Annotated in this window: 29 protein-coding genes and 2 pseudogenes; 6 read left to right on the top strand and 25 right to left on the bottom strand. The window is 48.3% G+C overall.

Translation table 11 applies throughout. The annotated features are described in order from the left end of the window. Positions 1-12: 12 nt before the first annotated feature. The gene (gene arsB / locus LLG09_06530) at positions 13-1,107 is read left to right on the top strand and encodes an ACR3 family arsenite efflux transporter (protein ID MCE5196766.1); all 1,095 of its coding nucleotides are present in this window, start codon (positions 13-15) and stop codon (positions 1,105-1,107) included. After that, the gene (locus LLG09_06525; GenBank protein MCE5196765.1) at positions 1,104-1,526 is read left to right on the top strand and encodes an arsenate reductase ArsC; all 423 of its coding nucleotides are present in this window, start codon (positions 1,104-1,106) and stop codon (positions 1,524-1,526) included. Before arsB ends, LLG09_06525 begins: the two co-directional genes overlap by 4 nt. Positions 1,527-1,841: 315 nt before the next feature. Here LLG09_06525 and cadA read toward each other — a convergent pair whose 3' ends face one another. From cadA to LLG09_06510, 3 genes are all read right to left on the bottom strand, one after another. Then, on the bottom strand, positions 1,842-3,686 hold the full coding sequence (cadA, locus tag LLG09_06520; GenBank protein MCE5196764.1) for a cadmium-translocating P-type ATPase: 1,845 nt from the start codon (positions 3,684-3,686) through the stop codon (positions 1,842-1,844). A gap of 8 nt (positions 3,687-3,694) precedes the next feature. After that, complete coding sequence (locus LLG09_06515) at positions 3,695-3,919, bottom strand: cation transporter (GenBank protein MCE5196763.1); 225 nt, start codon at positions 3,917-3,919, stop codon at positions 3,695-3,697. 74 nt (positions 3,920-3,993) lie between these two features. After that, positions 3,994-4,374: a metalloregulator ArsR/SmtB family transcription factor gene (locus tag LLG09_06510; GenBank protein ID MCE5196762.1), complete on the bottom strand. Its 381-nt coding sequence runs from the start codon at positions 4,372-4,374 to the stop codon at positions 3,994-3,996. 318 nt (positions 4,375-4,692) lie between these two features. On the opposite strand from LLG09_06510, the gene LLG09_06505 reads away from it, so the two are divergent. Beyond that, positions 4,693-4,851, top strand: coding sequence for a hypothetical protein (locus tag LLG09_06505; protein MCE5196761.1), 159 nt, complete (start codon positions 4,693-4,695; stop codon positions 4,849-4,851). Then, complete coding sequence (locus tag LLG09_06500) at positions 4,848-5,081, top strand: transposase (protein MCE5196760.1); 234 nt, start codon at positions 4,848-4,850, stop codon at positions 5,079-5,081. The genes LLG09_06505 and LLG09_06500 overlap by 4 nt, the downstream gene beginning before the upstream one ends. 145 nt (positions 5,082-5,226) lie before the next feature. Here LLG09_06500 and LLG09_06495 read toward each other — a convergent pair whose 3' ends face one another. From LLG09_06495 to LLG09_06480, 4 genes are all read right to left on the bottom strand, one after another. After that, a complete protein-coding gene (locus LLG09_06495; GenBank protein ID MCE5196759.1) occupies positions 5,227-5,673 on the bottom strand; it encodes a DUF3021 family protein in 447 nt (148 codons plus the stop codon). Beyond that, on the bottom strand, positions 5,663-5,986 hold the full coding sequence (locus LLG09_06490) for a LytTR family transcriptional regulator DNA-binding domain-containing protein (protein MCE5196758.1): 324 nt from the start codon (positions 5,984-5,986) through the stop codon (positions 5,663-5,665). The genes LLG09_06495 and LLG09_06490 overlap by 11 nt, the downstream gene beginning before the upstream one ends. A 135-nt stretch (positions 5,987-6,121) precedes the next feature. After that, positions 6,122-7,420, bottom strand: a complete 1,299-nt coding sequence (locus LLG09_06485) for a hypothetical protein (protein MCE5196757.1) — start codon at positions 7,418-7,420, stop codon at positions 6,122-6,124. A gap of 866 nt (positions 7,421-8,286) precedes the next feature. Further along, positions 8,287-9,462, bottom strand: a complete 1,176-nt coding sequence (locus LLG09_06480; protein MCE5196756.1) for a M20 family metallopeptidase — start codon at positions 9,460-9,462, stop codon at positions 8,287-8,289. A gap of 267 nt (positions 9,463-9,729) precedes the next feature. Here LLG09_06480 and LLG09_06475 point away from each other — a divergent pair, with 267 nt between their 5' ends. Next, positions 9,730-10,389: an HD domain-containing protein gene (locus LLG09_06475; GenBank protein MCE5196755.1), complete on the top strand. Its 660-nt coding sequence runs from the start codon at positions 9,730-9,732 to the stop codon at positions 10,387-10,389. A 17-nt stretch (positions 10,390-10,406) separates the two neighbouring features. Beyond that, a complete protein-coding gene (locus tag LLG09_06470) occupies positions 10,407-11,048 on the top strand; it encodes a hypothetical protein (protein ID MCE5196754.1) in 642 nt (213 codons plus the stop codon). On the opposite strand, the gene LLG09_06465 is transcribed toward LLG09_06470, so the two are convergent. The 18 genes and pseudogenes from LLG09_06465 to LLG09_06380 all read right to left on the bottom strand — a co-directional run bounded on the left by LLG09_06465 (position 11,045) and on the right by LLG09_06380 (position 25,907). Then, the gene (locus LLG09_06465; protein ID MCE5196753.1) at positions 11,045-11,860 is read right to left on the bottom strand and encodes an HAD-IIA family hydrolase; all 816 of its coding nucleotides are present in this window, start codon (positions 11,858-11,860) and stop codon (positions 11,045-11,047) included. The two genes, LLG09_06470 and LLG09_06465, sit on opposite strands and share 4 nt — an antisense overlap. A gap of 392 nt (positions 11,861-12,252) precedes the next feature. Next, a pseudogene (tnpB, locus tag LLG09_06460) lies at positions 12,253-13,374 on the bottom strand (IS200/IS605 family element RNA-guided endonuclease TnpB). Between the two features lie 5 nt (positions 13,375-13,379). Further along, positions 13,380-13,788 (bottom strand): annotated as a pseudogene (tnpA, locus tag LLG09_06455) (IS200/IS605 family transposase). Between the two features lie 201 nt (positions 13,789-13,989). Continuing rightward, positions 13,990-14,427, bottom strand: a complete 438-nt coding sequence (locus LLG09_06450; protein ID MCE5196752.1) for a S24/S26 family peptidase — start codon at positions 14,425-14,427, stop codon at positions 13,990-13,992. A 2-nt stretch (positions 14,428-14,429) separates the two neighbouring features. Continuing rightward, positions 14,430-14,666, bottom strand: a complete 237-nt coding sequence (locus LLG09_06445) for a hypothetical protein (GenBank protein MCE5196751.1) — start codon at positions 14,664-14,666, stop codon at positions 14,430-14,432. A gap of 176 nt (positions 14,667-14,842) precedes the next feature. Continuing rightward, a complete protein-coding gene (locus LLG09_06440; GenBank protein ID MCE5196750.1) occupies positions 14,843-15,457 on the bottom strand; it encodes a hypothetical protein in 615 nt (204 codons plus the stop codon). 12 nt (positions 15,458-15,469) lie between these two features. Further along, on the bottom strand, positions 15,470-16,312 hold the full coding sequence (locus tag LLG09_06435; GenBank protein MCE5196749.1) for a hypothetical protein: 843 nt from the start codon (positions 16,310-16,312) through the stop codon (positions 15,470-15,472). Between the two features lie 12 nt (positions 16,313-16,324). Beyond that, on the bottom strand, positions 16,325-16,945 hold the full coding sequence (locus tag LLG09_06430) for a hypothetical protein (protein ID MCE5196748.1): 621 nt from the start codon (positions 16,943-16,945) through the stop codon (positions 16,325-16,327). A 13-nt stretch (positions 16,946-16,958) separates the two neighbouring features. Next, a complete protein-coding gene (locus tag LLG09_06425) occupies positions 16,959-17,744 on the bottom strand; it encodes a hypothetical protein (protein MCE5196747.1) in 786 nt (261 codons plus the stop codon). Positions 17,745-17,950: 206 nt separating this feature from the next. Next, entirely contained in the window at positions 17,951-19,282 is a 1,332-nt protein-coding gene (locus tag LLG09_06420) for a hypothetical protein (protein MCE5196746.1), read from the bottom strand. 515 nt (positions 19,283-19,797) lie between these two features. Continuing rightward, positions 19,798-20,508 (bottom strand): gamma-glutamyl-gamma-aminobutyrate hydrolase family protein, encoded by a 711-nt coding sequence (locus LLG09_06415; protein MCE5196745.1) that lies wholly within the window; start codon positions 20,506-20,508, stop codon positions 19,798-19,800. A gap of 1 nt (position 20,509) precedes the next feature. Then, positions 20,510-21,361 (bottom strand): gamma-glutamyl-gamma-aminobutyrate hydrolase family protein, encoded by an 852-nt coding sequence (locus LLG09_06410; protein ID MCE5196744.1) that lies wholly within the window; start codon positions 21,359-21,361, stop codon positions 20,510-20,512. Positions 21,362-21,644: 283 nt separating this feature from the next. Further along, entirely contained in the window at positions 21,645-22,043 is a 399-nt protein-coding gene (gene rpsI / locus LLG09_06405; GenBank protein ID MCE5196743.1) for a 30S ribosomal protein S9, read from the bottom strand. Positions 22,044-22,061: 18 nt separating this feature from the next. Beyond that, positions 22,062-22,502 (bottom strand): 50S ribosomal protein L13, encoded by a 441-nt coding sequence (gene rplM / locus LLG09_06400; GenBank protein ID MCE5196742.1) that lies wholly within the window; start codon positions 22,500-22,502, stop codon positions 22,062-22,064. A gap of 106 nt (positions 22,503-22,608) precedes the next feature. Next, on the bottom strand, positions 22,609-23,385 hold the full coding sequence (truA, locus tag LLG09_06395) for a tRNA pseudouridine(38-40) synthase TruA (protein ID MCE5196741.1): 777 nt from the start codon (positions 23,383-23,385) through the stop codon (positions 22,609-22,611). 1 nt (position 23,386) lies between these two features. Further along, entirely contained in the window at positions 23,387-24,223 is an 837-nt protein-coding gene (locus tag LLG09_06390) for an energy-coupling factor transporter transmembrane protein EcfT (protein ID MCE5196740.1), read from the bottom strand. Beyond that, on the bottom strand, positions 24,220-25,077 hold the full coding sequence (locus tag LLG09_06385) for an energy-coupling factor transporter ATPase (GenBank protein MCE5196739.1): 858 nt from the start codon (positions 25,075-25,077) through the stop codon (positions 24,220-24,222). The genes LLG09_06390 and LLG09_06385 overlap by 4 nt, the downstream gene beginning before the upstream one ends. Beyond that, entirely contained in the window at positions 25,062-25,907 is an 846-nt protein-coding gene (locus LLG09_06380) for an energy-coupling factor transporter ATPase (GenBank protein MCE5196738.1), read from the bottom strand. The genes LLG09_06385 and LLG09_06380 overlap by 16 nt, the downstream gene beginning before the upstream one ends. Position 25,908: the final 1 nt, after the last annotated feature.

The raw sequence follows: 25,908 nt of genomic DNA, 5'->3' as shown, positions 1-25,908 counted from the left end.
CAAAAGTGAGGCGTGACGATGCAAAACGAGAAAGTTCAGGATATCGGGTTTTTTCAAAAGTATTTATCGGTCTGGGTGCTTCTGTGTATGGCAATCGGAGTTCTGATCGGCAAGTACTTGCCCGGACTCCCAGCCTTCCTGAACAAGTTTGAATATGCCAAAGTTTCCATACCGGTCGCGATTCTGATCTGGATTATGATCTATCCTATGATGATGAAGGTCGATTTTCAAAGTATTAAAAATGTGGGGAAAAATCCCAAGGGCTTATATGTCACCTGGATCGCCAATTGGTTAATTAAGCCGTTTACGATGTATGCAATCGCCTCTTTTTTCCTGTTTGTCGTCTTTCGGGATCTGATTCCGCCGGATCTGGCCAAACAATATCTCGCCGGAGCAATTCTGCTGGGTGCGGCTCCCTGCACCGCGATGGTTTTTGTCTGGAGTCTCTTAACCAAAGGCAATCCGGCATATACGGTCGTGCAGGTTGCCACGAATGATCTGATCATCCTCGTTGCTTTTGTTCCCATTGTCAAATTTCTGTTGGGTGTCAGCAATGTTTTCGTCCCCTGGGATACTTTGATTTTATCGGTAATTCTCTTCGTGGTTGTTCCATTGGCCGGCGGTATCCTGACCAGGCAGCTGGTTAGCCGCCGCAGCGGCATGGCATACTTCGAAAAGCAATTCTTGCCGAAGTTCGATCACGCCACCATCGCCGGTTTGCTGCTGACCCTGATCCTGCTATTCTCCTTCCAGGGTGAGATTATCCTGAAGAATCCTTTACACATTCTGTTAATCGCAATTCCTTTGATCATTCAAACCTTCCTCATCTTCTTTATTTCCTATCTGCCCTGCCGCTGGCTGCAACTGCCGCATGAGATAGCGGCGCCCGCCGGCATGATCGCCGCCTCAAACTTCTTTGAATTATCGGTGGCGGTAGCAATCGCACTATTTGGAACCACCTCTCCCGCCGCCCTGGCGACCACGGTTGGAGTTCTGACCGAAGTTCCCACCATGCTGATTCTGGTCAGAATCGCCAATCGAACCAAACACTGGTTTCCGCAACCTCAGTCTGATCTCAATGAAGGGAGTGCAAGCAAGTTAATATGAAGCAAAGCAAACCAAAAGTCGCTTTTGTCTGTGTGCATAATTCCTGCCGTTCCCAAATAGCGGAGGCTTTGGCCAAGCATCTGGCAGGAGATGTCTTCGAAAGCTATTCTGCCGGTACAGAAATCGCTGCGCAAATTAATCCCGATGCGGTTCGGTTGATGAAAGAAATTTACCAAATTGATCTGGAGCGTACGCAGCACCCCAAATCGCTGGCAGAACTGCCTGCAATTGATCTGTTAATCACCATGGGATGCAATGTCACCTGTCCTTACCTGCCCTGCAAGCGGCGCGAAGACTGGGGATTGGCTGATCCGAGCGGTCAATCGGACGAAGAGATGCGCAAAACCATCGCCATCATCGAGCAAAAGGTCAGAAACCTAAAAGCACAACTGCAATCGGGCGATCTGTCACTCCTCTGAATTCAGTGACCGGCCTCTCACCCCGCCGTGCGGACCGTTCGGTAGACGGTGGTTCAACCGCATTCGTGCAGAGAGACTCGTATCGGTCAAGGGTACCGAAGTATCCGGCCTGTGCGGGTCTTTTGTTTGTAATCGAATGTGCGAAGATACCGCTGCCAAGTGGCTTTGATACTTTCATCCTTTAGAACCTGCGCTCATCAGGCGCACATCAGAAAAATCGCCGGCTATACTGACACAGCCGGCGATTTTTCCGTTTCTCAGGCAAATTAGTTTTTCTTCATCAAGCCGGGTTGAGGCCGGGTTGGCTGGCGCTTTTTAGAGATTGCGCATATTCAAGGCACGGAAGGAATTGAGTACTGCTAAGATCATGACGCCGACATCGGCAAAAATCGCGGCCCACATCGAGACAATTCCCAAAGCACTGAGAATTAAGACAATGACTTTAATGGAAATTGCCAGGATAATGTTCTGATAAACAATAGCCAGAGTCTTTTTGGAAATCTTGATGGCAGTGGCTATCTTCGAGGGTTCATCGGTCATGATCACCACGTCCGCCGCTTCAATGGCGGCATCCGAACCCAAAGCCCCCATGGCAATGCCGATATCCGCCCGCGCCAATACCGGTGCGTCATTGATTCCGTCACCGACAAAAGCCAGCTTGCCTTTGCCGGATTTTCCCCGTAAGAGTTCTTCCAGCTTGTTGACTTTGTCCGCAGGCAGCAGTTCGGCATAGACCTGATCGATGCCCAGTTCCTCTGCGATTTTGGCTCCGACATTTTGATTGTCGCCGGTCAGCATGATGATTTTTTGAATCCCATTTTTTTTCAAAGCCCGGATTGCCTGCGACGCATCTTCTTTGACTTCATCGGAGATGAGCAGATAGCCGGCATAGATGCCGTCGACGGCAACATGAACCACTGTCCCGATCAACTCACCCGTAAAATAGGGGATCTGCTTGTCTTGCAGCAGCTTAACATTACCGGCGATGATTTGCTTTCCATCCACTGTCGCCACGACTCCCTGCCCCGCAATTTCTTCCACCCCGCTTATGCGCTCGTTTTGAATGGCTTTGCCGTAGGCACGCTTGAGGGAAGAAGAAATTGGATGATTGGAATAGCTTTCCGCATAAGCGGCCAATTCCAACAGCATTTCCCGTGTCATTCCCTGCGGCCGGATCTCCTGTACGTTGAAGACACCTTTGGTCAGGGTGCCGGTCTTATCAAAAACAACGATTTCAGTCTGCGCCAAAGCCTCCAGGTAGTTACTGCCTTTGACTAAAATCCCTCGCCGTGAGGCTCCGCCAATACCTCCGAAAAAGCTGAGCGGGATCGAAATCACGAGGGCACAGGGGCAGGATACGACCAGAAAGGATAACGACCGATAGATCCAGCTGCCAAAGCTCGCTCCCGGGATCAGCAGGGGTGGCAGAACGGCTAACAGCACAGCCAGTGTCACCACAATTGGTGTATAATAACGGGCGAATTTGGTGATGAATTGTTCTGATTTGGCTTTTTTACTGCTGGCATTCTCCACCAAATCCAGGATTTTACTGACGGTTGATTCACCGAATACCTTTTTCACTTCCACAGTCAGAACACCATGGAGATTGATGCAGCCGCTGAGGATATCATCACCGACTGTCACCTCACGCGGCAGCGATTCGCCGGTCAATGCGGAGGTATCAATCATCGATCTGCCTTCCCGCACGGTCCCGTCGAGCGCTACTTTCTCCCCGGCCTTGATCACTATCAGGTCACCGATCTTCACATCGTCCGGATCCATTCGGATCAATTCTAATCCCTGCTGAACATTGGCATAATCCGGCCGAATGTCCATCAGATCGGCAATCGACTTTCTGGATTTCTGGACGGCATAGCTTTGAAACAGCTCTCCGACTTGATAAAAAAGCATGACGGCAACACCTTCGGAGTATTGCCGAATGCAAAATGCTCCCAGGGAAGCGATCCCCATCAGGAACTTTTCATCCAAAAGCTGTCCCCGCAGGATATTCCGCAAGGCTTTCATAAGGACATCACCGGCTAAAATCAGATAGCTGATCAGAAAGATCAGCGGCTGCAGCCGGGGATTTGTCGGTTGGATCAACAAGGCTGCCAGAAAGATCAATGCCCCGCTCAGGATCCGCCAAAAACGTTTCTTCATAACGAACCTCAATCAAATTTTTTCAATTTGACATCAGGCTCTATTTTTTTTACGATTTTCTCTGCCGCCGCTGCGATTTCGCTCAATTTTGCTTCATCGGCCTCAATCACCAATTTCGTAGTCATGAAATTCAGGGTGGCGGACGTGACTCCATCCAAGCCATTGACGGCTCTTTCAATTTTTGCCGCGCAGCTGGCGCAATTCAGTCCTTCGAGTCGATACGTTTTTTTCATTTTAAAATTCATTCCTTTCGCAGTGCTCAAGGCACACATAGAGATGAAAAGGATGCAAACAGTTCCTTTTCACGCTACACTGCCTCCGCTTCTATCTGATTGCATGCCGTGACATGCTGCCATCCCTTTTCGAAGATCTCTTTCACATGATCATCAGTAAGAGAATAGAAGATGACTTTGCCGTCTCTTCTGGATTTCACAAGATTTTCCTGCTTCAATGCACTGAGTTGGTGGGAAATTGCAGACTTGGTCATGTTCAGTAAGACCGCCAGATCGCAAACACACAAATCACTTTCATCCAGCGCCCAGAGGATTCTCACTCGCGTGCTGTCGCCCAGAACCTTGAAAAAATCAGCCAAATCGGTTAGCTTATTCTCATCCGGCATTTTTAGCCGGACCGCGTCGACGCTCTCCGCATGGATCACATCGCAATCACAAAATACATCCGTTTTCACCGATTACGTTCCTCCTTCCTGTTTTGACAGTTGAATCATGATTCAACCTTTACCTGCATTATAATTGAATAGAGGCTCAACTGTCAAGTAGTTCTCCGGCTTTCTTTTCCTTATTTTTCGTTGAATTCTTCCCCTGCTTTCCCGGGCAGATTTCTCTTTCCCGGCTACGCCGCGCCGGTGAGCCGTACAAGCAAAAAAAGGCTGCAACAAAACAGCCCCAAAAAGCAGAGCCAAATGGCTGCAAAATGGACAGCTCCCTGTCAAGTAGACAGCTGAAATAACAAAAAATTCGCAACTACACCATGAGGAGCTCGTATCATGTACAAAACGAAAGCAACATCAGAAGAAAAGATCACAACAGCCGAAGCGTATCCGGCCGGAGAAGAAAGCCAGGCAGAATGGGCAAAGAAATTCATTGAGCAGCGTGAACAGTCGCCAGAGCGGATCGCCGGTGCTAAGGAGTCTTGTTGCGGATGAATCGCTCCATTCAGTCAGAAGGAGCCTCCGGCGTAATCAAGCGGGCTTATGGTCTTCGTCAGTTTCTGCTCCGCGGTAATAAAAAGATTTTGGCAGAGACCCTATTGCCGGCAATGGATAACAACAACAATCAATTACATAACAAGATTCAACAAAATCAAATCGATAGACACTTCAAAAATTTACGACTTAAAAATCGTAAGAATCAAAATATTCCCTGTTTTTGGTGAGATTTTACCTGACCTTTTTGTTTTTTTCTTTTATTGTTCGTATTAGCTTGCTTTCCGTTTGTGAATAATGATACTGGAGCATAAAAGCTGCAGCAGTTTTCCGTTTTGCCACAGCCTCCTGAAAAAATTGATTGCAATCCTGATTTTAACTATTTGCCGTTTCATAATCGTTTTGCAATTTTTTCAATGCGCTGTTAAATTCTTTTGCAATCCTTTTATCATTTATCCATAAAACCAGATTAACGGTTAAATCAATTACAAATATGGAGATTCCAAGCGATATTGCCATAGCTACGCTTGTGAGCATTCCTCCGAAATAGAGAACCGAAAGTATAACTGCTTCAAGCAAAAGAAAATGGATCGCATTTCTCATTGCGGCTAGCTGAAAGGACAATTCTTTCCTTGAGTATGTCACAAGCGTGGGAATCGATGCAAGTGCGCCAAAGATAAGAGGTGATAAAAACGCTTCATAACCAAAACGGGTATTGGGTTCAAATCCTATTCCAATCAAAGCCATAGCCGTACAAATGCAGGTAACCGACACAAAAAAGCTCATCATAACCTTTTTCACAAAAAAAGTTTTAAAGTCCATCTCCTATCCCTCCCAACACAGCGCGCTTCATTTCAGGCACATACTGTCGTGAAATAATGATTTTTTCACCATTTTTCATATGCGCCGTAAACCGCCCATTTAGAGCCGGGCTTATACTTTCAAGCTTTATCAGGTTAATAACAAAGGATTTCGAGCATCGTATAAAATGTTTATCCGCATAGGCATTTTCAAGCTCATACAAACGGATTTTGAGTTCATACGACCTGCCCTTTGTATAGGCGAAGACCCGCTCGTCAACCGCCTCAAAATAGAAAACATCGGAGAGATTGAACTGATATGTACGTTCGTCCATACTTCCCGTTAATATCATACCCTTGGAGAGAGCATACGACCGTATGCTCTCGATATCGGGTGTAACCTCAACGCATTCTATAATGAGACACTCGTCTGTCTTATCACTAATTTGCCTGATTCGTACTTTCATAGTTTAATATTCCTTTTCGATTTTCGGTTCTCCCGCTTCTTTTAAATAACCGTTGAAAAATTCCAGCACAACTTCGTTCATTGTTTCAATACAATACCTCGCGTCAACCGTGCCTACGCCAAGCATTTCGGCAAGCGCCGGGGAAAATAGAGACAGGTCGGTAAAGTTCAAATGTCCGGCCCCTTGAAACACCGTCTCATATGCGCAGAGAGCGTTTCGTGTCGCATAAAAATTATTATAGGCGTCTCCGACAAGCTCCATTGAATTTGTGTAATGATCTTCCGCATACACATTCAAAAGTGGAATCGGATATGGTGTTGCATTTAATACCACAGCATTGTTTTCGAATGCCGTCTCTTCGCCCAGCATTGTTCCGTCAAGGACGATGACAGCATCAATATCATTACGAATCCTGCCGATCTGCGCGGATGCCGCCCCTCCGAGGGAGTGGCCCATCAGACCGATTTTTTCTGTATTGATGATAGAAAAAATCGAATCAGACTTATTGCTGCCGCATTCAGAAAGTATCATGTTAATAACGAAGTTTTCATCATCGGTACGAAGCTTCATCCACTCTTTTGTGGTATTGTAAATCTCTTCTTCGTGTTGAGTATCGTTAACGGCGTTAATTTCAACCGCTTTATAAATAAAATCGGTGTCTACAATGGTGAGTTTTCCGTTTGTATCCATCGTATAAAAAGCCTGGTAGGTGTGTCCGATGCTTGCTACGACATATCCGTTGGAGGCAAGCTCGGCAAACGTGGAGTAGTTGCTTCCGGAAAATCCAAACGCACCGTGAGAAAAAACGACAAGGGGATATGTCTCATCCACGGTCTCCGGATACCAGAATTCAACAGTCAAAGCCCTGTTTTCACCAGACTCCGAAAACTCATCCACCCTGCTATAATCGGTCCAGGTGTATTTTGCTGTCGCCACTTCATATGCACCGGTCGTTTCCGGCTGCTCGTATTGAGGACAGAGAATGGCAAGAGATAGGGCGAAGGCAAAAATAAAACAGTTCTTTACGAAACGAAGGATGTTTCTTTTTAGCCGGTATTCCTTTTCTCTCTTTCTGACGAGTATGATCGCGCTGATAATAGCCTGTATAACCAACACGGGCAAAAAAGCCACATAGCGAAAGCTCCATTCATAAACCCCTGTGACAAGCAGTAGACCGAAAAAAGCCAGCAAGCCGATGCTGGTTATTGCTTTTTCTTCCCTGTGATTGTTCTTTGTTTTGATTGCCCAAACAAGAAAAAATGTCTCCAGCGCGAACAATAAAGCCAATGTAAGTATTCCCATAATTTCACCCTCCAATTTGATTTATACCCCAAGTATAAATGCACTTTGTTTCGGGAGCAAGCGATATTGGATAAGGTGCGTTTGGGGAGGATAAGATGCGGAAATCAGTCTTGGCAGCCATATTTTGAATTATATAGCAAGTACACGCATATTTCAATTCACCCCATATTCCCAGCGGAAGGATATTATCGATCGTTCGGGTTTTCTTTTGCTTTTCAATTTCATGCCAATGCTTGGGGCAAATCCAAAAATCTAAAAACAGGCCGATGGCTATGAGCCGGAATTCCTCCGCGCACACGCCCATCGGCCCGTTCCGTAATAAAGAAGTCGAGTAATGGTTTCCACATCAGTTTGTTGACGCTGCCCGTTTACTCGGCTTGTGCTTTTTAGGAGGTTTCGTCCCCACCTTCCACGTTGCGCCGGGTATCCCGAAACATCGCTTTCAGGTACCAAGGCAGCGGGGCAGCAGCGATTTTTTTTGCTGCAGCCCTTTGCAATAATCTCCGGTCAGAGGACGGAGAGCAAGTCCGTCAGATTGTTCAACACCGGAAAAACGAATTTCCCCAGGCTATCTTTGGTTTGCTGTCCCTTGGCGATCAAAAGACAAGCTGCCGGTCACCGGTGATACTTTCAATCGATTGTAAATAGCGGCGCCGCAATAAAACATTGGCACTTTTGGTCCTCTGTCCCGACACCGTTGCGCAAAGTAGCGTTAAAAATCCCAAAGGATCTGTAATAAGCGAATCGCTTTTTGCTTCGCTTTCCTCATCCTGTACGCTGCGAAATGGGCTTTGCGGCGGGTATCACCCGGAAGAAGGCCGACGGACCGCCTGGTTTTGGCTCTTTGCTGCATTGATCACAGAATCTCAGCGCTGATTGAATTCGTCTTTGACTTCCTGTAAAAGCGCGTCATTCATCAAGAGATCCGCCAGCGTGCAGGCAGCGCCTTTGACGGCAACCAGCATGGCGGCGTGTCCCGCTTCGGTCTGCGTAGCCGCGGCAAATTCGCGGCTGTGCCCGCTGACCTTGACTCCGCCGGTAATGCCGATATGGGGATGAATTGCCGGCAGTTTCTGTGAAACATTGCCGCAGTCGGTGGAACCTCCGGCTGCCGTCAAATCGAGCGGTTTGAATTCAGTGATACCAAGAGCGCGCAGATGCTTTTCCCAGACAGCGGTCATCCGCACATTGGGGCGCATATTGTCATTGGGAAATTCGTAGGTCCTGATTTCCAGACTGCAGCCGGTCGCCAAAGCAGCGGCGCGGGCGCAGTTTTTTACTTTTTCCACGATGGTATCCAGATAATCGCGTTTTTTACCGCGCACATAGAAACGGGCGACCGCATAGTCCGGCGTGACATTGGGTGTCTTGCCGCCTTCCGTTATCACACCATGGATGCGAATATCCGAAGTCACATGCTGACGCAGCGCATTGATGTTCTGAAAGGTCAGGATAGCGCCGTCCAATGCGTTGATACCGTCTTCCGGATTGCCGGAAGCATGACAAGTCTTGCCATGAAAGATAAACTCCAGCGGTTCCAAAGCGAGAGATGTCGAGCCGAGCGCATTTTCGCTGCCGGGATGCACGATCATCGCAGCATCGATATCGTCAAAGACATTGGTCGCCGCATAGACGACTTTTGCTCCGTTGGTTTCTTCCGCGGGAGTCCCCAGCATCACAATTTTACCGCGCAGAGCCGCTGCATTTTCTGCCAGGGCACAAGCGGTACCCAGCGCGATCGTCCCGATCATATTGTGCCCGCAGCCGTGGCCGATATCCGGCAAGGCATCATATTCACCCATGATAGCCAGGGTGGGACCCGGCTTACCGGTATCGTAGGTCGCACGAAACCCGGTGGCGATCTCGCGGTAAGGACGTTCAACGCTAAAACCTGCCGTCTGCAGCGCTGCGGTCAAACGATCGGCAGCATAGAATTCCTGATTGCCCAATTCCGGATGGGCGTAAATTGCATCGTTGATTTCAAACAGTCGCTCTTTGTCCGCTTCGACGGCAGCCCGGATGCCCTGATAGATTTTCTCCATGTCAATTTCCTCCTTGCGGTTGATGCTACTTATCATTCGAGAAGAAAAAGACCGTCTCCTGCTTGCTTTTGCAAGGTGTCGCTGAAAATTCTTTGCCATTGGACCTAGTCGAAGCGGTTTTTAGGTTCCCGTTCCTTTTAGGCAAAAACAATTTCGCGGCCGGCCGCCGGATTGGCTGATCCGCGCTGATTTTTCGGATGCCACTTGTCAGAAACATAAAAACAAGTATAATAGAAGCAGAGGAACTCAAAGGAGAACACAAAAGCTATGGTCACTTTTGCACAAGTTAAAGAAAACTTAAGTTTGCATACCTACATCGAACAAAGCGATCAGATGATGAAGGAACTCGGTTATACCGAGCATTCCTTTCCTCACGCTTTGCTGAGCGCCGACCGCGCCGCTAAAATTCTCGCAGCCTTAGGTTACAGCGCGAGGATGGTGGAATTAGCCCAAATTGCGGGTTATATGCATGATATCGGCAATTTGGTCAACCGGGTGGATCATGCGCACAGCGGTGGTATTATGGCCTTCACTCTGCTGCAAAATCTGGCGCTGCCGGCAGATGAAATTGCTTTGATCGTCTCCGCCATCGGCACGCATGACGAAGCGACTGCGGTCGCAGTCAACCCGATCAGCGCCGCTTTGATCATCGCCGACAAGAGTGATGTGCGCCGCAGCCGCGTGCGTAACCGGAATACGACTGCTTTTGATATTCATGACCGGGTCAATTATGCGGTGGAGCATTGCGATGTGCTGATCGAAGCGGAAAAAAACCTGATCACATTGAATATCACCATCGACCCCCAAATCTGCCCGCCGATGGAGTATTTTGAGATTTTCATCAGCCGCATGCTGCTCTGCCGCCGCGCCGCAGAATTTTTGAAACTGCGCTTCAGCCTGATTGTCAATCAAATGGTAATGATGTAAGAAAGGAAGCAACCCTCTTGAAAAATCAAAATGCCGACTTCATTCCCGCCTCCGTCTACCGGGCGATCCATTTTTCTCAGCCTTTGAATCTGCAGTATCTGGGAGAGTTTTACCAGATCCCCAGTCTGCTTTTTTCCAGCTTAACGGCGGCGGATATTGCTTTTCTGGCGGAGAAAGAACAGAACGGTGTCTCTCAGGTTCTCAGCCGGCTTGAACGCCAATTAATGAAGCAAAGGGAAGTGCTCGACCTCAGCAATGACAACGGCGCGCGTCTGCCGCCTAGGTTTGCTGATCACGCCGGCCGGATTATTGGTCTGGAAGCGGCGGATCAACTGGCCGTCTATTTTGGCTTCAGCGGCTGCTTTGATCTGGTGATCAAGTCGAACCGCACCGCCGTCAGCGAGATCGAACAAGTTCAGCTGACGCCGCTGACTTGTGTCAAGCTCCGTTCGCCCTTCTTATTTTACAGTGAGGAACGTTACAGCATCGCGCTGCGCGGCAGCGAGTTCTCCTGCGCCCTCGTTGCCGCACCCGGTGCCGGCGGCGGTAAAGGCAGCGCCCGCCTGCTGATAAAATTTTTAACGGCAGAAGCGCTTTTGATTGACGATGCTGCCAAGTATTTTAACACGGAGCTTTTCTTAAAAGGGATCAACATTTAACCGTCTGCTTTTTTCAGCAGCGCAGTCAGCTCTGCCAAATTTGCGCAAGCCAAATCCGGCTTGCACTGCGAATTTTCGGCGGAGCCTTTTTTTGTCTCACCGGAATAAACCAAAACACTGTGCGCCCGGCTGCCCTCTGTGATCGCGATATCCGTATAAAGGCGGTCACCGACAAAAATGAGCTCTTCCTCGCGGACGCCGGTTTTTCGTAGGAGAAACTCCAAGGTAGAGCGGCTCGGTTTGCCGTAAAACTCCACTTTGACAGCGGTCGAAGCCGTGATCAGGGCGGCAATGGAACCGCAATCGGGCAGAAAGCCGTTCTCCACCGGGCAATTCAAGTCCGGATTGATCCCGACGACCGGCACTCCCTGCCGAATTAAATCGCAGGCTGTCTTTACTTTATCATAGGTCAGCTCCGTATCAAAACCCAGGACGACAAGATCGGCAGCCGTACTGCATTGAAATCCCGCCCGGCTGAATTCTTTTTGCAAGCTTTGCGTACCGACTACAAAAACAGTAGGGATTGTCTGTCTTTGCTGCAAAACCTCTAATAAAACCTGTGTTGCGTTATAGAGCTGATTCTCTGCGGTTTTGACGCCCATAGATGCCAATTTTTCCCGATAATCCGTCACACTGCGGGAAGAATTGTTGGTGAAAAAGACATAACGCCGGCCGCTGTCGCTGATTTCCTGTAAAGAGCGCTGCGTAAAAGGGAAAAGCCGTCCGCCCAGATAGATGGTGCCATCCAGATCCAAGATAAGCACTTTGGCTTTTTTCAGCCACTGCGGCGGCAAAGCTGCGACTTGATTCATTTGATATCCCGCTTTCTCTGATTGGTGGAAAAGGATTTGCGCGGCAGCGTTTTGCCTGCGCTTTGCAAAGCAGCCGTCAGTTCCGCCATACCCTGATCAGCTGTATGCCCAAATCAGCTTTTTTACTGCGATACTCCCGCTGGAACGTAACGGTTTGGGCAGCTTCTACCGGGGGAAAACCCGTAAAAGCGCAGGGGAGCAAGCAGCAGGGGTAATCCGATCAGGCGATATCCTTCGTTCCGATCATTGACAGTGACCTGAAACTATTGGAGAGCAGAGTTGACAATCCCCATAGCTAAAGCAAGGGGATTCTTGGTTAATCGACCGCTGCATGGCTTCCAGCGAAGTTGATGCAATCTCCTCAAGCGTGAATTTCCGTGCATCCCACGGTATTACCTGTTTTTTAAGTAGTGACTAACCGGTATCCCTTCATGCAAAATGTTGATTGCTGCGTTCACATCTCTGTCGTGAACTGCTCCACAGACAGGACAAGTCCGGTTGCGAATGGCAAGATTTTTCGTTTCGGGATTTTGATATCCGCATGCAGAGCAAAGTTGACTTGAAGGGAAGTATTGATCCACTCTAACAACCCGCTTGCCATACCATACAGCCTTATACTCCAACTGTCGGACAAATTCACTCCACGACACATCACTGACTGATCTCGCCAGTCTCCGATTTTTGACCATATTTTTGACGGTTAAATCTTCAATCGCAATGAGATCATAGTCTTGAATGAGCTGTGTAGAAAGCGTAAGCTGCAGATCACTTCTCTGATTTGCAACTTGTTCATGGAGTCTTGCCACTTTGATTCTTGCCTTGTTCCAGTTGTTGCTACCCTTTGTTTTTCGGGATAGTAAGCGTTGAAATAGGCGAAGTTTTTCTAAGGACTTGGCGAGAAATTTGTGATTCGGAAATGGAGGTGTGTCGGACGTAACAACGAAGTCTTTCATACCTAAGTCGATTCCGATGCTTAAGCCTGTTTTTGTCAACGGCTTACTCTCGACCCCGGTGCAGCAGAGCGACACAAAGTATTTGCCGGAAGGATTCTGAGAAACTGTCGCGCTGAGTATTCTGCCCTCAATTTGTTTGCTGACACGGCATGCAACGAAGCCCAATTTCGGGAGTTTCACAGTTTTGTCGCGGATTGAAATGCTCATCTTGCTCTTATAGGACTTCCGGTGATTCTGTTTACTTTTGAATTTAGGAAAGCCTGCTTTGCCTTCGCCTTGTTTTCCTCTGCGAAAGAAATTTTGATCGGCAGAATCTAAATCCTTCAATGACGATTGCAAAGCGGTTGAATCCACTTCTTGAAGCCATGCGATTTCTTTTTTTAAACCGGTCAGGTCGGTAGAACAAGCATGGTATGACAACGAAGATTTGTCTTTTTCATACAATTCAATCCACTTCGCTCAGTAGTGATTAGGCACGAAACGAGCGCAACCAAAAGTTTTTTGAATGAGTATTTCTTGTTCTCTGTTGGGGTATATCCGAAATTTGTATGCCCGTTCCATGCTTTTCACTTCCTTTGCGATGTTTTTTGATCTTCAATCTATTTCTGATAGCGTCGGGAGATGCTCCTCCAACAGTAAAAACAAAATATGAATTCGTCCAAAGAGTAGGCAGCTTCGTTGTCAATTCCTTAAACTCGCTGCATAATACAAATGAGCTTCGTCCTTTCAAATGTTGAATTGCCTTATGAACGCCGTACTGAGGATCAGCTTCAAGCAGCAACCGCACCTGATCCGGCATGATCTCCATTTCAATGATATCGATTTTTATAGAATTGCCCGTTTCAATCAGCACCTCTTTCAAACGAGCCTCTATTGTTCCCGTCAGAACTTTTCGCCGATATTCAGGACACCAAACCACATGATATTTGCATATTTGCTCGAGTAGACGACATTTTGATTTGATTGATATTTCATATTTGTATTCTACATCATGTCTCCATATATTATTAAGAAGTTGCGGAAAGCCTGATATCCCCACAGCTAAAGCAAGGGGTTTTACGGCTTTACTCGATAATAGAATTGGTAATGCCGATCACAGGATCGGTCAAGGTCCCGTCAAAATCAAAAAGTCTGGTCTGAAACTTCAACCTTGCGCACTCCCACTCGATTTTATGTTTATTTTTTGCCGGCGACAGTTTTTTTAGCAAACAAAGCGCGCAGACAAAGCAGCCAGACCCGCAGCGGATAAGCGGCGCACACAAGTTGTACATAAATCCGATAAAGCGGATGACCGCAGCTGATATAGGTTTTTCCGCGATAAAAACCATCCATAACCGCTTTTACCTGCTCGGGACGGATCCACTCCCGGCCACTTTCCGCATCACCGCAGACAAGGCATCTTCTGTCTTGACCGACGGCAACAATACGATGCAGAACGAGCCCGGCGTGATCGCGCCGAAAGAGTACGACATCATATTTGCGTAAAATCGCCGGCTTTTTTAAGCAAACCGGATCTTTGCCGCCGCGCAGCAACGGCCACATACTGTGACCATGCGTTATGATCAATAAACTGCCTTTTTCCGCTATCGTTTGTTCGATACTGCTGATTAACATGCTTATTCCATGGCATCGAGACGGTGCGCCCGGAAAAATTGCAGAAATCCTTTGATCAGCAGCAAACTGGAGGCGCTGACTATTGCTGTGAGCACGGTAATCTTTGCATCACGCTGTTTGGGTGAAAGTATCATCCCGATCAGCAGAGCGAGAGAAAAAATGCTCACTTTCAAGAGCATGTGATCGATGAGGGACATTCTTTTAAAATAAGCGGAACAATATTCCAAAAAAGTCTTCATGAAGAACCTCCCGGCTCGTATTTCGCTCCACTTGAGCGATCTTTATAAATTCGTGTCCGATCTGCCGCTTTCCTGCATTTTCTGTCGATTGCCGAAAAACGAACATCCTTCCTGCCGCCAAAGAGGAAGAATGTTCGTTTTCAAGGGCAAGCCTGCCCGCTGATAGTAAATTTTCTTTATAAACCGAGAAAGTCGGTCAAAAGGAACTGCAGGCGGCCAATCAGGATGGAACAGCGGCCCATGACCGTGGTGCCAAAGGCTGCGCCGAATGCAACCATCAAAACAAGACGGCCAAGATAGGTCAGCCAACCCAGTTTTAGTTTTTCAATCGCGTGCGTGGTCCGACCGGTCAGGAAAAAGAAGGCAATCACAGCGATTAAGCCGACAAACATGATCAGATTATTGACGCTGTTGAGAGGCAGTAAAGCGGCTTTGATCTGACTGACAAACTGAGCCTGTACGGTATTGGCTAAGCCCAAACCGGCGCCGCCGGCGACTAAGATGGCGACCGGATACCGTGCGACCCAGTTGAAACCGGGAATAAAGCGGACCAACAAGAGACAGCCAAAAAGAATCGGCACAATCATGCGGAAGTCACCGTTTGTTAAGGGTGTAATCACCTGATTTTTTAAATTGCCCCAGCCAACCACCACCGTGATACCAGCAGCTACGCCTAAATAAGCGCTTTGCACATATTTATAAAAAGGACTGTCATTCCAGAAAACGAAACTGAGGATCGAGACCGTCACAAAGGCGGCCAGCCAGACGACAGGATTATGACTGATTTGCATAAGTGCACCTCCTTAGGCTTTTTTCTCTGCTGATTTCTTTGCTTTTTTCTGACGCTTTTCCACGAAATAGCCAATATTACCCCAAAGAATCAAAAGAATGATCACAACATGAGCCAGAGACTGCGCATCCATGGCAGCGGTTGCCGTACCCGGCGCACCAATCATCGTCTCATATTGCGCAGCTCCTGTGCTGCCTACCAGCACGGATACCGCCTGTCCGGACTGAACATAAGGCACATTGGCGGGGCCCATCACCGCATTGACCGAGAAAATAATCGGCATGCCGAACTTGGCATTGCACTGACGGATGAATGGAATGGTTCCGGAGGCCGTCACGGCAAAAACCACATTGATATCCGGTAATTTCACAACCTCTTTCATCATTGGAATGGCGGTCAGGTCATTGCCTCTGATATCCTTTTTAAAGACAGCGATCAGGCTGTCACCCATGGCGCCAATGGCGGATTCTGCCCCGGCAAAATATCCCAGATTGATATAATCTTCACCGTAAACCTTGCCCATCACTCCATAGGTCTGCTCCAAATAGGTTTCGAGAGCGGTCGCCATTTCCGGCACTTGCGTGGCGGCATAAACTTTCAGGTCTTTCCTGGCAAAGTGTTTCAACGAAGCGATCACCTGCGGTGTCAGTTCGGCACTGTTGCCCATGCCAAAGTCAATAAAAAGAATGACGGAAGAACCCGGTTTTAAAGATTCCACATAATTATAAGCAAGAATGGTATTTTCCGATGGTTTGATGGCGATACCCAGAGGATGGATCAACGGGAAAATGATCATAATCAGGAGCAAGAGATACGTGATCTTTTTGTCGGGATCGAATAGGTTGAATTTTTTCATTTGCCCGCCCCCTCAATCTTTGCCGCCCAGCCACTGCGTGCTGAAGCCGAGGATGTTTCTTAAATTAATGGTGACAAAGGCCAGTGAACTGGTAATAATCAAGCCGCGCTGTGCGGTCGCATTCGGTACATTGGTCAGCCAATTACCGACGACAGGAATGTACTGACTGATCGCATTACCAATGGTGACATTGGACAGCATCAGAATAATAGCAGTAATCAGGAGAAGCGTGGATTCCAGATTTCTCGCCCGGAAGGTTCGCACAGCGGCAGATGCAATAAAAAAAGCCAATAACGCATTGACGGTAGAGCCGCCCGGCGTCATAATACCGGTATAAAGGGTCTGATAGACGGTTCCTTTGGTGCCGATGAAAATACCGCTGATTATGGTCAGCAGCATAAAGGTAACCAGGACGATACTCTGTGACCAGGTACCTTTGCGTCTCATGATTCGCGGGATATGCACCATAAGCAGGTTGAGCGCCGCTACCATCAGGGAAAACAAGGCAATGATAACCAGCCAGGAACGCAAAGTCACCATGGAAGTGTTCAACGGAGCAAAGGTAATAAAGTTATCCAACAATAAACCCATGCCAACTAAAAAGGCAATGATCAACGGAACTGTTCTTTTCATTTACGCTCACCTCCTACCAGCTGAATAAGTTCGTTAAAACCGTATTGCCGAAGGTCGCCAGCACGCTGCCGACGATGATCAAGACCAAGGCGGCCAATTTGCCGTAATCCTGCGCGATCAGGGAACCATAGACATCGCGGTTGTTGCTCAAAACGGCCCCGGCGGCAAAAAGTTCTTCGCCAATCAGAGAATAGTCGCAAGTCACAATCAGGAAAGGCAATTGGTAAGCATTGGTATCACCGGAAATCTGGATCGCTCCCAGCGTATTGCCGGCTTCCGCCAACAGCAAACATTCTGCGCCATAACTGCCGATCAGCACATTGGAAGCGATGCGTTCCCGCTGCATAATGGCCACCGCACCCATGGCAAATGCCATTTGATCGCTGGACAAAAATTGCGCGGTTTCTTCGCTCATGCTTTCCGGTTTCCCTGCCTGCACATATCCGTTCCGAATGACTTCGCGCGCGATCGCATAAGTGGAAGGAGCGCAGTAAGTCGAAATCAGGCGCGTATCATAGCGGGCACATTGGTAACTCAGCCAACCCAAAACCTCCATGCCACCCAGGACGCGCGCGCCGGTACTGGCGCTTTCTACGGAACCCATACCGGGATTGTAATGAATGGGACGTCCGGTTTCCGTAGCGCGGCCAACCACTTCCTGCAGCGCGTCCAAACCTGCCAAGCGCCGGACATCCACCGGCTCACTGCTCTTCTGCATTTTCTTAATCAGATAAACCGTCATCAGACTCAGCACAATCAGAACGAGAAAGGAAAAAATCTTCCCCGGAATTATGGTCATCTCAAATCCTCCATTCTGAGTTCTGTCAGGCAGCCGATGCCTGGTTTGGTTGTCTGCCTGACATTATTTCTTTTCATTTTATACATAGCTAGCGGTAAAAAAAGTATCAACGAATAATTCCGCAAAATTGAACTCGACAAACCCTTCCTTCAATTCTTCCGCTCCTTTGCCAGCGGTACTCCCTGCCAAAAAACCGAAAAAGCGGATTAAATCCGCTTTTTCAGGTTGATTTGAACGAGACGGCTGGGGCGGCCCGAACCGTTCAACGGTTTTTTGCCGATAACTCTGGCGTAACCCGCTGATTCCAGTTTGGTGATCAGGCGGTTGACTCGGTTCAGGGGTAATTCGCATAGGCGAGCCAATTCTCCCGGAGTGATCACGTCAACCCCATACTGGTCGAGGACCGCATCGATGATGATCAGTTTATCCAAACCAACCTGCGTATCCCGGGAGATCAAATAGAGTTCACCATTGATTTCTTCATTCTTTTTGACCACTTCGGCCTGGATGATTGGTCCGGCGATTTTCTGATCCTCATAGACAATAAAGAAGCAGTCGCTTTCATAATTACTCGCGCGTTCACGGCCAAAATCAGCATTTCTCTTTGCTTCTGCCGTTGTCTTACCAAGACCGATGCCAATCCCGACTTTAGTGACCCCAAAAAGGCCCGGCAATTCATCCAGCAAGCGCAGCTTTCGGTAACCGCTGGTTTCATCGCTCAGAATCGATTTGGTGGTATAGATGCGATAGACCAGATCACCATTCTCCTGTTTCTCCACAGCTGCATCCAGTCTCTGAGCGTAATAATAGATCTTCTCCATAATCTGTCCGCGGATCTGATAATTCTGCAGTTCGGTGGTAATGGCGCCCTCCTCTTCGACTCCGTATTCCACCCCAATGGAAATGACGGAAGATTCATTTTCATCCCGCAAAGCCATCACATTACGCAACCGCAGCTGATTGATCTGCATTTCAGGCTGCTCCTGGGAAGGCATGGCTAAAATGACGGGATATCCTTTCTCTTTCAGTATTTCGTAAGTCCGCACGGTTCCGGTCAGACAGAAATTCGCGTTCCCTTCCGCAATATTGGCAATATGAAATTCCGCGTTCTTCTCCGGATATTCATCGTCGAAAATATCATATTGCGCTTCCAGAATCTTGACCTGCGCGGCAGGAATTTCCAGGAGATTATACGCTTTGGCAAGATTTACGTTATCATAAAAATCCGCAGTCACCTTTTTGATATCACAGTGGAAATGATAATTGGCCTGAAACAGCATCACAGCAAAAGCATTCGTATCTACCGTAAGATATTCCACCGGACACGGCAAGCTCATTTTTGTCCGGACATAGTGGTACGGTATCGGACCGGTAAAATAAAAATTATCCACGATTCCGATATGCGCCCGCACCATTGCCACAGCATCCTGCAGTTTGTCGTAAATGATGGGAACATATTCAACAAAGAGCTTTTTGGTTTCCAAATTTGCAATGATTCTTTCAACAGTAATCTTTGGGCCTACAATCCCTGTCTTCATCGTCACACTCCTCCTTTAACGCATTCCGTTTTATGATGGTCGCACATCAATTCCCTGCAAAATAGAACAACCATTGACAGGAATCTGTCTTCTTAATCATTATGCACCTGCAGCTCGAATTCCTTTTTTTTTAATATTATTTCTTTCGGTCGGTTATGCATTTTATCCGTAGAATTAGTCGATATGCCTCTGATGATTTTGTTTTATAAAATATTTTTTTATATTAATTACATAATATGGTATTGATGTGATCGTGGCGGCCTGTATTTTTATAATTTTACGTTTATAATATACTTTGGTATCCGAAAAATCCGCACTGCGTTGCTATATTTAGAACTAAATAATTTCATTTTACTTTTTAATTTCGGTTTCTGATCAATCGCAGGTATCTGTAAAATTATGCCACTCGTTTCGCCTGGCAGCAGAATAATCCGGTCTTCTCTTTTTCAACTCTGCGGACTGCAGTTTTCTGACGTTGTTTTTTCGGATTGCCGGATTGTTTGAATTTCCCCAACTTATTTTTGATCCCGTCGCGCCTCGCACAACCGGATGAAATGACGAAAAAGCACCGTTGTATCCGGTCCCTCCGGTGGATTGGGGAAATCACCGCGCATACGTTCGGGATGCCATTGTGTGCCAAAAATGGGGTATTCCAAATGCTCGATCCCCTCGGGAATTCCTTCCGGCGACAGCAGCGTCACTTTTAACTTTTCACCCAATTGGTTGATTTTATAACCATGATAGCTGTTAATCCAAAAGTGATCACCAAACAATTGTGCAAACAAACTTCCTGCGGCCGCTTTTACAGCGTGGCTGCTGCCCAGATGATGTTCTATGCCGGTTTTCCGCCGGAAATCCAATTCCAGCGTGCCGCCTTCTTCACAATTGATTTTCTGACAGCCGGCGCAAATCCCCAGGATCGGTTTCCCGGCGGCCTTGAACGCCTGATACAGTTTACTCTCAAAATCCGATTGACGTGAAAAACGTTCCTGCGCCAGATGTTTTCCCAATTGAGGGCGCGGCACATAACCCATCCCTCCCGGCAGCAGCAAACCGTCTGCCAGTTCGGCATATTCCATCACTTGGCTTTGCACCAAAGGCAGGAGCGGAATCCCGCCGCCGGAGGTAATTGCCGCACTGTAGGCTTTGCTCAGCATCATGCCATGAGAGAGAAATTGATTGTCCAGACAAGCTCCCCACATGATCATTATGATCGGTTTTTTCACTTTATTTGCCCTCCTTTTTACATAAAGCAACAAAGTAGTTAAACAAGGCGCTATCGGTCGGCAATACCACATCCGCATCGGTCCGATAACCCGGAATGGCTTTTTTATGTTCGCTCGCTGTGATTTGCTTTGCGAGTTCATTGCCATCCGCCGTCATGAGCGGTTCTGTCACGGCAGCATGCAGGGCCCGAATTTCCTCGTCATCGGTTCGATAGGTCTCCGGATGCCACTGCACCGCAAAAACCGGCAGGCTTGTATGCTCGATTGCTTCAATCAGACCATCTTCGGACCAGGCGCTGACCTGCAGATCCTTTCCCAACATCTTGACTGCCATGTGATGATAGCTGTTCACTTCCAGCTTTTCTCCCAGCAATTGCCGCAAGCGGCTGCCGCTTGTTGTCGAAACCCAGTGATGCCGGCCAATCGGGTGTTCCTGTTGCAGCAAAATCGCAATGTCCTGCACTAAGGTGCCGCCCAAAATGACATTGATCACCTGCAAACCGCGTCCGATTCCCATGATTGGCTTGCCCGCCTGCAAAAATGCCTGACAGAGCAGAAAATCCATGGAGTCCCTGCTCACGCTGATGACGAAAGGCGCAGGTCCGCCGGAGTTTGGATCATAATCCATGAAGATCTCATGATAACGTGCCGGATGAACATCCACACCGCCGGTCAGCAGCAAGCCATCCGCCATTTCGGCGTAACTCGCCCATAACACCGGGTCCAGCGGCATCACTGCCGTACCTCCCGCGCCGGCTACCGCCGTGCCATAACTGCGTTTAATCAAATAAAATGGGTTATGCGATTTGGGATCAAATTCGTCTTCCCCCGTGATCAGGATCAATGGTTTCATTTTTATCCTCCTTAGCCTCGCTGCGATTTGGGATATTTTGTTGTTGCCGTTTTTCTGTTAATCAAGCTTCACATACAGTTTTGACGTTTTTTTTAAAATTCCTTCTGAATATTATACCTATCTATCAATTTTATTTTTTATGCAATCTAATTCGTGATAATCGTCAGGCACGCCTGGCATCGAGAAACCGACGGCCGTATTTTGTACATGCAAAAGCAGCTGCCGGATTCCAGCAATCCGACAACTGCTCGCGTTTTGATCGTAAGTTTTGATTGCGGCAGAATTAACGTTTGGAGAACTGCGGCGCTTTGCGTGCTTTCTTTAAGCCGTATTTTTTACGTTCTTTCATCCGTTGATCGCGGGTGAGAAAACCAGCCTTTTTCAAGGTCGGACGCATTTCCGCATCAATCGAGCAGAGCGCACGGGAGATACCATGACGGATCGCACCGGCTTGACCGGAATTGCCGCCGCCCTCCACTTTGCAGATGACATCATAATCCGCTTCGGTTTTGGTAAGAACCAAAGGTTGACGAATAATCAGCTTTAAGGTGGCAAGACCGAAATATTCGTCAATGCCACGATTATTCACAATGATATTACCGGTTCCGGGAATCAAACGAACCTGAGCCACAGAACTCTTGCGGCGGCCGGTAGCATAATTTTTAATGCGATATTGTACCACTGTCGTTTCTCCCTTTCGTTATTTGTTGCCGATTGCCCAGACTTCAGGGCATTGTGCTTCATGAGGATGCTCGGGGCTGGCATAGATGCGGCATTTTTTCATCATCTGTTTGCCAAGACGAGTATGCGGCAACATGCCTTTGACGGCATTTTCCAAAGCGCGCTCAGGATGCTTATCCATAAGAATACGATACGGAACGCGCTTTAAGCCGCTCCAATATCCGGAATAATGCTCGTCAAATTTCTGATCCAATTTGTTTCCGGTCAGAACAATTTTGTCGGCGTTGATAATGATAACATGATCACCGCAATTGACGTGAGGAGTAAAGGTTGGTTTGTGTTTGCCACGCAGAATTGCCGCCACATCGGCTGCTACGCGTCCCAACACCAAACCGCTTGCATCAATGATCCACCATTTATCGATCACTTCAGAAGATTTGGCCATATAGGTCGTACGCACGGTATTCCCTCCGTTTATTTTTCAAAGTAGCTATATCACGGGTTTTTCGCTTCCTGTCGTCAGATATCGGGGTTACCGGAAGACAGAAATACAGAACATTACTATTTTAGTCAATATTTGTGCTGATGTCAAGTAGCACAGGCATTTCTTCATAAACTATCTCATACAGACAAAGTCCCTGCGGCGGTACCGTAAAGCCGGCTTTACAATGGCAGGCATCACTCAGAAAGCTCTGCATCTGTTGCACCTCCCGCTTACCGGAAGCGATTTCCACCATAAATCCAACCAGCAGACGAACCATATTATAGAGAAACCCGTTTCCGGTGATGCTGTAGATCAAACGTGTGTCTTCCTGCCGCCACTGTGAGACGGCAACGCGACGCACCTTGTTCTTCACTTCGCTATGTGACGCACAAAAAGCACTGAAATCATGCTCTCCCAGCACCAACGCTGCGGCCGCCTGCAGGCTGGCGAATTGCAAATCCCCCCGGCGATGCCAGACATACGCCTGCCGAAAAGGAGAAGCCACCGGAGCCGTTTCAATGGTATAACGATAGGTCTTTTGATGCGGTACGAAGCGGGCATGCCAGAGCGGCTGACACTCTTCGGAATGCATGATGCGGATATCGCTTGGCAGGATATGATTCAGCGCCAGAGACCATTTTTCCGCCGGAATGGAACTTTCTGTTTTAAAATTGGCCCATTGATTCAGCGCATGGACGCCGGCATCGGTACGGCCTGCCCCGCAGAGACTAACGCTTTCCCCGCTTAGCCGTGTGATAGCTTCTTCAATCAGCTGCTGAATCGTCAAACTATTTGCTTGACGCTGCCAGCCGTGATACCGGCTGCCGTCATACTGTATATTCAAACGAATGCTTTTCATATTAATTCCCCGCAACCTGCCAGACATCCAGCCCGGACAGTCTGAGTAGAAGAATGAGCGTAAAGCAAGCCAAGAGAATCAGCAGGGCAATCCAATCATTGCCGCCGCTTTTCAATTCTTTCATGCGGGTGCGGTGTTCGCCGCCGCGATAACAGCGTGCTTCCATTGCGATGGCGAGATCATCAGCCCGGCGAAATGCGCTGATGAAGAGAGGAACCAAGACAGGCAGCAGATTCTTGGCGCGGGAAATTAAACCGCCCTGCTCGAAATCCGCACCTCTGGCTGTCTGCGCTTTGATGATTTTATCCGCTTCTTCAATCAGAGTCGGCACGAAACGCAAGGCAATGGTCATCATCATCGCCAATTCATGGGCAGGGAAGCCTAAGCGCTGCAACGGCTTCATCAGCATTTCCAATCCGTCGGTTAAGGCAATGGGCGAGGTCGTTAAGGTCAGCAGCGAGGTCAGACTGATCAGCAGAATCAGACGGCTTGACATCATCACACCGCGCAGAATACCGCCGCTGTACAGAGTGAACCGCCACCATTGCCAGAGGATCTCTCCCTCAGCGGTGCTAAAACTGTGCAGGAGCAGGGTAAAGCCAACGATCCATAGGACAGGCTTCAGCCCCCGCAAAATCAGCTTAAAAGGGATTTTAGACAAATAGATGACCATTAAGCAAAACAGAAGCAGAACCGTGTAGGCGAACGGCCCGTTCGCGGTAAACAGTGCCGTAATATAGATAAACACAAAACAAATCTTAAAGCGCGGATCCAGATGATGGATCGGCGAATTGAGAGGATAATGCTGGCCAATGGTCACTCCCCGTAATAAATTCATGGCCGTCCCCTCCTGAGCTGTGCGGAAATACTGGCATAGGCTTCCTCCACACTGATCACATCGGTGGGGACCTGCCAGCCTTTCCGCTTCAACTCCATCATCAAAGCGGTTACCTGCGGAACATCGAGTCCCACTTGCTGCAGCTCTTCCCCACGGGCAAAAATACTCTTCGTATCACCCGACATCACCAGGCGGCCATCGCTTAACACCAGAATTTCCTCCGCCAGTTTCGCAACATCCTCCATACTATGGGAGACTAAGATGACTGTCTTCTTCGTTTGACGCTGCCATTTGGCCAAACCACTCAAGATCTCGTCGCGGCCGGCCGGATCGAGACCGGCTGTCGGTTCATCCATAATCAGATAATCCGGTTCCATCGCAATGACGGAAGCAATCGCCAATCGCCGCATTTGACCGCCGGATAATTCAAAAGGGGACCGGCTGAGCAAATCCGGTGCTAATTGGGCAAACTGCATCGCCTTTTCCATTTGAGCGCGAATTTCCTCTTCGCCTCTGCCCTGTTTCTGCAAACCGAAAGTGAGTTCTTTTTCGACGGTTTCTTCAAATAACTGATGCTCCGGATATTGGAAGACCATCCCGACTTTCCTGCGCAGCTGTTTTCTGTCTGTGCTTTTTTTGTACAAAACAATACCGTCCAGCGTCACTTCCCCGTTGCTGGGTTGCTCCAGACCGGCCATGACCTGCACGAGGGTTGATTTTCCGGAACCGGTATGCCCAATGATTGCCACCAATTTGCCGCTGCCGATTTCCAAATTGATATCTTGTAAGGCAAAGGCAGCAAAAGGAGTACCCGGACTGTAGACCAGACCGACGTTTTTTAAGATGATGGACATAATTGTTTCACCATCTCTTCCACAGTAAGCAAATCATCCTGCTCGATCAGATGATCGGCCTTCAGTAAAGCCGCCAATTGCGCAATCTGAGGAATATCCAAACCCAATGCCTTCATTTGCTCTCGTTTTTGGAAAATTTCATGCGGAGTGCCCTGGTCAACAATCCGGCCCTGATCCAGCAGGATGATACGATCCGCCAGGACCGCCTCGTTCATGTGATGGGTGATCAAAATCACCGTCATCCCTTCACTGCGCAGCCGCTGAATCGCCGCCATTACTTCCCTGCGTCCCTGCGGATCCAGCATGGCAGTCGCTTCATCCAAAACGACAATTTTCGGACGCATCGCAACAATTCCGGCAATTGCCACACGTTGTTTCTGACCGCCGGACAATAAATGAGGAGCATGCTGCCTGAATTCACTCATGTCAACCATGACAAGGGCTTCCGCAACCCGCTCCCGGATGAGAGCAGGGGGAAGCCCTAAGTTTTCCGGACCGAAAGCGACATCATCTTCTACGATGGTTGCCACGATCTGATTGTCTGGGTTTTGAAAGACCATCCCGACATTTTGCCGAATCGTCCAAAGCGCTTCCTCCCTGGCAGTATCCAGACCATCCACCCAAACAGTTCCTTCCGTTGGAAGCAACAGAGCGTTCAGGTGTTTGGCCAAGGTAGACTTACCGGAGCCGTTGGCACCTAAAATCACCACAAATTCCCCGGAAGCGATTGTCATATTAACAGAATCAAGCGCTTGAATCTCCTGATCATCCGGACCTTGAAACGCATGGCTCAAGTTCCTGGTTTCTATCAGCAGAGTTTGGCCTGTCATC

It is taken from the genome of Negativicutes bacterium, assembly GCA_021372785.1.
Classification (GTDB): domain Bacteria; phylum Bacillota; class JAAYKD01; order JAAYKD01; family JAAYKD01; genus JAJFTT01.
The sequence above is the reverse complement of the archived record's forward strand: the minus strand, read 5'-3'. Positions and strand labels throughout refer to the sequence as shown.

Coding starts and splice junctions, on each gene's coding strand:
- LLG09_06525 (MCE5196765.1), top strand. CDS start 1,104: ATGAAGCAAAGCAAACCAAAAGTCGCTTTTGTCTGTGTGCATAATTCC.
- cadA (MCE5196764.1), bottom strand. CDS start 3,686: ATGAAGAAACGTTTTTGGCGGATCCTGAGCGGGGCATTGATCTTTCTG.
- LLG09_06515 (MCE5196763.1), bottom strand. CDS start 3,919: ATGAAAAAAACGTATCGACTCGAAGGACTGAATTGCGCCAGCTGCGCG.
- LLG09_06505 (MCE5196761.1), top strand. CDS start 4,693: ATGTACAAAACGAAAGCAACATCAGAAGAAAAGATCACAACAGCCGAA.
- LLG09_06500 (MCE5196760.1), top strand. CDS start 4,848: ATGAATCGCTCCATTCAGTCAGAAGGAGCCTCCGGCGTAATCAAGCGG.
- LLG09_06495 (MCE5196759.1), bottom strand. CDS start 5,673: ATGGACTTTAAAACTTTTTTTGTGAAAAAGGTTATGATGAGCTTTTTT.
- LLG09_06490 (MCE5196758.1), bottom strand. CDS start 5,986: ATGGACGAACGTACATATCAGTTCAATCTCTCCGATGTTTTCTATTTT.
- LLG09_06485 (MCE5196757.1), bottom strand. CDS start 7,420: ATGGGAATACTTACATTGGCTTTATTGTTCGCGCTGGAGACATTTTTT.
- LLG09_06480 (MCE5196756.1), bottom strand. CDS start 9,462: ATGGAGAAAATCTATCAGGGCATCCGGGCTGCCGTCGAAGCGGACAAA.
- LLG09_06475 (MCE5196755.1), top strand. CDS start 9,730: ATGGTCACTTTTGCACAAGTTAAAGAAAACTTAAGTTTGCATACCTAC.
- LLG09_06465 (MCE5196753.1), bottom strand. CDS start 11,860: ATGAATCAAGTCGCAGCTTTGCCGCCGCAGTGGCTGAAAAAAGCCAAA.
- LLG09_06450 (MCE5196752.1), bottom strand. CDS start 14,427: ATGTTAATCAGCAGTATCGAACAAACGATAGCGGAAAAAGGCAGTTTA.
- LLG09_06445 (MCE5196751.1), bottom strand. CDS start 14,666: ATGAAGACTTTTTTGGAATATTGTTCCGCTTATTTTAAAAGAATGTCC.
- LLG09_06440 (MCE5196750.1), bottom strand. CDS start 15,457: ATGCAAATCAGTCATAATCCTGTCGTCTGGCTGGCCGCCTTTGTGACG.
- LLG09_06435 (MCE5196749.1), bottom strand. CDS start 16,312: ATGAAAAAATTCAACCTATTCGATCCCGACAAAAAGATCACGTATCTC.
- LLG09_06430 (MCE5196748.1), bottom strand. CDS start 16,945: ATGAAAAGAACAGTTCCGTTGATCATTGCCTTTTTAGTTGGCATGGGT.
- LLG09_06425 (MCE5196747.1), bottom strand. CDS start 17,744: ATGACCATAATTCCGGGGAAGATTTTTTCCTTTCTCGTTCTGATTGTG.
- LLG09_06420 (MCE5196746.1), bottom strand. CDS start 19,282: ATGAAGACAGGGATTGTAGGCCCAAAGATTACTGTTGAAAGAATCATT.
- LLG09_06410 (MCE5196744.1), bottom strand. CDS start 21,361: ATGAAACCATTGATCCTGATCACGGGGGAAGACGAATTTGATCCCAAA.
- truA (MCE5196741.1), bottom strand. CDS start 23,385: ATGAAAAGCATTCGTTTGAATATACAGTATGACGGCAGCCGGTATCAC.
- LLG09_06390 (MCE5196740.1), bottom strand. CDS start 24,223: ATGAATTTATTACGGGGAGTGACCATTGGCCAGCATTATCCTCTCAAT.
- LLG09_06385 (MCE5196739.1), bottom strand. CDS start 25,077: ATGTCCATCATCTTAAAAAACGTCGGTCTGGTCTACAGTCCGGGTACT.
- LLG09_06380 (MCE5196738.1), bottom strand. CDS start 25,907: ATGACAGGCCAAACTCTGCTGATAGAAACCAGGAACTTGAGCCATGCG.